This is a genomic window from Corynebacterium sp. HMSC065H09 (assembly GCF_001812845.1).
GTDB lineage: Bacteria > Actinomycetota > Actinomycetes > Mycobacteriales > Mycobacteriaceae > Corynebacterium > Corynebacterium jeikeium_D.
The window spans coordinates 1-5366 of sequence record NZ_KV810574.1 but is presented as its reverse complement, the minus strand read 5'-3'; the positions used below and the strand labels follow the sequence as shown (position 1 = coordinate 5366).

4 protein-coding genes are annotated in these 5366 nt (G+C 55.1%); 1 reads left to right on the top strand and 3 read right to left on the bottom strand.

Translation table 11 applies throughout. The features are described 5' to 3' along the window. Nucleotides 1-56 precede the first annotated feature (56 nt). From pbp2m to HMPREF2878_RS01265, 3 genes are all read right to left on the bottom strand, one after another. Complete coding sequence (gene pbp2m, locus HMPREF2878_RS01275; protein ID WP_049172619.1) at nucleotides 57-1838, bottom strand: penicillin-binding protein PBP2M; 1782 nt, start codon at nucleotides 1836-1838, stop codon at nucleotides 57-59. 113 nt (nucleotides 1839-1951) lie between these two features. Then, a complete protein-coding gene (locus tag HMPREF2878_RS01270; protein ID WP_012360808.1) occupies nucleotides 1952-2782 on the bottom strand; it encodes a serine hydrolase in 831 nt (276 codons plus the stop codon). Further along, the gene (locus HMPREF2878_RS01265) at nucleotides 2779-3639 is read right to left on the bottom strand and encodes a LysR family transcriptional regulator (RefSeq protein ID WP_012360809.1); all 861 of its coding nucleotides are present in this window, start codon (nucleotides 3637-3639) and stop codon (nucleotides 2779-2781) included. The genes HMPREF2878_RS01270 and HMPREF2878_RS01265 overlap by 4 nt, the downstream gene beginning before the upstream one ends. Nucleotides 3640-3753: 114 nt before the next feature. On the opposite strand from HMPREF2878_RS01265, the gene HMPREF2878_RS01260 reads away from it, so the two are divergent. Continuing rightward, nucleotides 3754-5334 carry a helicase-associated domain-containing protein gene (locus tag HMPREF2878_RS01260; RefSeq protein ID WP_016421371.1) on the top strand — a complete coding sequence of 527 codons (1581 nt, stop codon included), beginning with the start codon at nucleotides 3754-3756 and terminating at the stop codon, nucleotides 5332-5334. Nucleotides 5335-5366 lie beyond the last annotated feature (32 nt).

The window sequence follows — 5366 nt, the reverse complement described above, 5'->3', positions numbered from 1 at the left end:
CCCGGAAAAGACACACTTTTCTTTACTTAACCCGTGCTAGAGGTTATGACGCAAGTTTATTGAATTCCAGAGAATTTCTGAACATCCGGCGAGCGAAGGAAACGCCCGGCCATTTCCACAGCTGGCTGAGAAGAATCTCCTTCGATTACAAGGGACGCAATCGCCAATTCCCCTGTCGTTCCAGCGAACCAGCCATTGGAAAGCTTGCCATCAATTTCTGCTGTACCAGTCTTTCCGCCAAGTGCACTAAGATCACTCAACGACCTAGCTGAACCGTGGTCAATTGTTGATTTCATCATCGTCCGGAGGCTTTGAATAGTTGTATCGCTGACATGCTGGTCTGCCTGTTTATTCACTACTGTCTGTTCGCCTTGAATGAGCTGTGGAGGAACAAGCAAGCCGCCGTTAGCGACAGTCGATTGCATGAGCGCAATCCCAAATGGACTAGCTAGAACCTCGCCCTGTCCAATAGAAGCCTCCACACGAGGAGGTCCAGCCGGTGTCCGCGGCACCGAACCAGTAAGTGTGGTCATCCCTGGTACGTCGAAGTCGGAGCCAATTCCGAGTTCTAAAGCAGTCCGTTGCAGATCATCTTCTCCCAAACGATCCGAAATGACCGCTTGGGTTGTGTTACATGATTGGGCGAAAGCTTCTTCCAGTCGAACGCTACCTAGATCGAAGTCATGATCGTTGGGAATCGTGCGTCCAGCGACGGTGATATTGCTAGGACAAGGTAGTTCCTCATCCATGCTGACTGCCCCTGCCTCTAGTGCCGCCGCTGTGGTCACAGTTTTGAACGTCGATCCCGGTGGGAATAGCCCGGTGAGTGCGATTGGCCCTTGGTTATTTGCCTTGTCATTTTGTGCAACGGCAAGGACACCTCCTGTTCTAGGATTGAGCACGACTAGAACTGCGGCACGTTGCTCACTGTCCACTGCTTGTTTTGCTGCGCTTTGCAGTGTGTTATCCAGAGTGGTTGCGATTGGCTGAACTCGGCGAGGCGGCTCAGAGGCTACCGTCGTCATACCTTGTGAACTCTCAGCGCGTATCGACCATCCTGAATTAGCATCGAGCACTGACTCCCAATATTTGTTCAATTCAGCATCCAGCGGAGAGTTAAGAGTTTTGGACACGCTTAAGAGACGCCCCTGCTCCACAGTGGAAATTCCCTCAAAGGTCCTAAGTTGCTCTTGTATCTTCCGGAATTCTTCCTGCCTCAAAGTGAGGAGCACGGTGTCTTCATCCTGAGACTCTCCCAAGGTCTGCTCGATCCACTCCTTAGTCGTTGTGGGAGACACTGGTGCAAAAATCTGGGCCAATTCCTGCGCTCTAGAGGCTATATCTTTGCGACCTCGTACCTGAATAACTTTCGTCCAGGTCATATATTCATTGCCCAAGCGATCTTTAATTGGAAGATCGTACTGTTTATCTTCAGCAAAAAAGAGTGCGGAATCATCGCTCAACTGAGCTTCGAAGATCGAAGGCAACCATTGAGGCTTACCATCCTGTCCACTAAGGACGAGCCGACCATTGCTCTCCAACTCCACACCATCTTTGGACCAAGTCACATGAGTATTCTGCTTTCCATTGGAAATATCAGATTTTTCGATGTTGACCTTCACACCATGAAGTGACTGCCGAAATTCATGAAGGGCGCGCTCCGGGTCTGGATGATCCAGATACCGTGCAGCCTTGCTGTCATCTCCCGCGTTGAAAGCTTTGAGAAATACGTCTGAGTCTGATTCCCACGGTAGAGCTGAACAGCTGCTCAACATCACTGCGGAGAGCGAACAGAGTGCAATCACCGACTGACGGAAACGATTGTGCTTAGTCATCATGGGAGTGACGTTAAGTGAGACGCATTGGATGCCACCAATATCACATAATGCAATTGTCTCATTTCATTCACATATAGGCGATGGTAGAAGTGTGTATTCAAGTGGCAGAAATTCTAACGAAGAGCGTCCACGAGCAGTCTAGCCACTTCGCCAATAGCACCATCGTGAGTACTCATTGCTTGTTCTGGCACCACCTGTTTCAGCATGATGGACACCACAATGGGCTCCTCGCCCTCAACCTGGATAATCGAAGCTTCACCATGGAGAAGTCCTACAGTGCCCGTTTTTCCATAGATATCAACGCCGCTTGGAGGAAAGCCTGAAGGAACACGGTGACGCCACACCTGCAACCCCAAGAGTTCACACATAGATCGACGTACCGCTGCACTATCGTCTTTCCAAACCTGTTCCAAGTCATTAGTTATTTCCGCCAACGAAGAGACTGCAGAAAACGCTATATCTGTACTACTCCCCCCTTGGGATTGAACATATTGACGCAATTGTTTCTCCGCCGTCACTAAGCTATTCCGATCTTGCAAGTCATAATGAGGTGGAAACCGTTTAAGAAATGCTTCTCGAGCCCACGCAGGCAGTAGACGCAAAATCTCGTGGGCGGCCACGTTATCTGACACCGATGCGACTTGTTTCATTAAGTCTCGGAGACTCACGTTCACTGCGTCATCAAAGGCAGCGAACCCATACCCTTCGTAAGTTCCTTTGGACGGTGCAACGTCAACACGAAGACGAGGATCCAGATCACCTCGTTGAATCGCTTCCAAAGTGAGGTGGAGGAGCCGGATTTTATATAAGGATGCCACCGTAATTTTCTCGTCTTGTTTGCGTCCGATAGTCACCCCATCGTGCAGTCGCGATGCACACCACCATCCCTCACACCCCGACCGCGTCAACACGTTTTCCAGGGCCATCTCCATCCGTGCAGTCATTGGTTAATCCTTCGACAAATTCTTTCGGCGACCGCCATGGCCTCGGCGCCATTGTCCATCCCACCTCGGCGAACCACTACATCCACGGAAAAATCGAAACGGGAAGGAAGCTCAATAGCATTGTCAAACTGGTGAAAACCGCGAAATACCAAAGACATCCCCTCCCCTCTTCCAATCAATAAGCCCCTACCTAGAGCATCCTCTGAATCATTAATTTCGCAAGACACACCCGACCGAAATAGCTCTCTCGCCAAACCACTGGCTGCACTTGAATTGTCATTCAGGTTCTCCACCAGCAGATTCAATTGAGACAAGGTCTTATCCAACCTTGAATACCCCGGCGGCACCACTAGATCACGTGACAGAGAAAACTGCCTCGCACTGCGGTGAGTACCCAAGGGAACCGGAGCTTGAACAAGCCCCGCATGAATAGCGCCTTCTTCAACACGGGCAAGAATCTCAACAGAAGGCAGTGACGACAAAACTACTCCATCATGCTGCTGTGCCTTTGCTGCAATACGCGATCCTATCTCGCTTGGAAGCGCACTACTGATGGCCAAACGAAACCCGCTTTGCGCACCACTTCGGATACCGTCAATCATCGAATGCATAGTCTGAAGATCGCGATTAATCACCCGGGCATATGGAAGCAAGGTCAACCCTGCCTCGGTTAGTTTCACTTCCCCCGCCCCTCGGATAAATAGCGGTGTACCTACACCAGCTTCTAAGCGCTTAATGGCATTGGAGACAGGCGGCTGACTCACTCCCAGTCGCGCTGCCGCCGCTGTAAAACTACCGGTCTCCGCTAAAGCCACGAAATACTGCCATTGGCGCAGATTTCCCGTCTGAGCAATCATGGGTCTCAGCATAGTGGAGCACGAGTTCGCACCACTGCAGCGTAAAATGATGTCTTTGGCTTGAGCAACACCGTCGCGGTGGCGTCGATAAACAAAAAGGAAGTGACACACAGCGTGGGCATTGGAAACGGACCGCTCATTGTGCAGTCGGATAAGACCGTGCTGCTGGAAATCGACCACGAACAGGCGCAGGAGGCGCGCACCGCGCTGGCACCGTTCGCGGAGCTGGAGCGCGCGCCGGAGCACGTGCACACCTACCGCATCACCCCGCTGGCGCTGTGGAACGCCCGCGCGGCAGGGCACGACGCGGAGCAGATCATGGACGTGCTGGAAACCTACTCGCGGTTCCCCGCCCCGCAGCCGCTGCTCATCGACATTGCCGACACGATGGATCGCTACGGGCGGCTGAAGCTCATCAAGCACCCAGCGCACGGGCTCGTGCTAGAGACGACGGACAGGGCTGTGCTGACGGAGATCCGGCGTCACAAAAAGATCAAGCCCATGTTGGGCGCAGAGATCGACGAGGACTCGATCGTTGTGCACCCTTCCGAGCGCGGCAGGCTCAAGCAGGAACTGCTGAAGGTCGGCTGGCCCGCAGAGGACCTGGCGGGATACGTCGACGGCGAGGCACACCCCATCGAGCTGTCGCAGGAACACGAAGAATGGCAGCTGCGCGACTACCAGGAGATGGCGGCCGATAGCTTCTGGGAAGGCGGCTCGGGCGTGGTAGTGCTGCCATGTGGTGCGGGCAAGACGATGGTCGGCGCGGCCTCGATGGCCAAGGCAAAGGCCACCACCCTGATCCTGGTGACGAACACCGTCGCGGGCAGGCAGTGGAAGGACGAGCTAGTGCGCCGCACCTCCCTGACGGAGGATGAAATCGGCGAATACTCCGGAGAGAAGAAGGAGATCCGCCCCGTGACCATCGCCACCTACCAAGTGGTCACGCGCAAGTCGAAGGGCGAATACCGGGCGCTGGAGCTGTTCGACTCCCGCGACTGGGGCTTAATCATTTACGACGAGGTTCACCTGCTGCCTGCCCCGGTGTTCCGCATGACCTCCGACCTGCAGTCTCGCCGCCGTCTGGGGCTCACCGCCACCCTGGTGCGCGAGGACGGCCGCGAAGGCGACGTATTCAGCCTGATCGGGCCGAAGCGCTATGACGCCCCATGGAAGGACATCGAGGCCTTCCTGGATCGCATGTCCCCCGGCGGTCTCTCGTCCGTTCCCCAGTCCCTGCGGTATTTGATTGACGACGCCACCAGGGCATTCCAGCAGGGCTCCGCCACCGAACCCCACTCGGCTCGTGTCCCGTCTCGCGTGGATACTCCCCAGCGCAACATCATGGACATCACTGGGGACTCCACCGAGATCGCCTCGGAGATCGACGGCGCCGTGGAGGGTTTTCGCCGCGCCCACGACCAGGCCATCGCCGTGGACCCGGCGGACGGCACGAAGGCCTCGGACACCCGGACCTTCCGCTCGCCGCGGGAGATCATGTCCGAGCTGCGCCGCGCCTATACCGCGGGCACACAGGTGCGCCTGCACTACGTGGACTATGCGGGTGCCACCAGCCATGACTGGATCTCCATCGTGATGATGACCCCCTCCACCATCTCCGCGGTGCTCGAATCCACCGGGGAGAGCCTCACGATCCAACCCCACCGCATCGCTGCGGTGGACGTGCCGTGCTAGAGGGTTAAGTAAAGAAAAGTGTGTCCGCATGC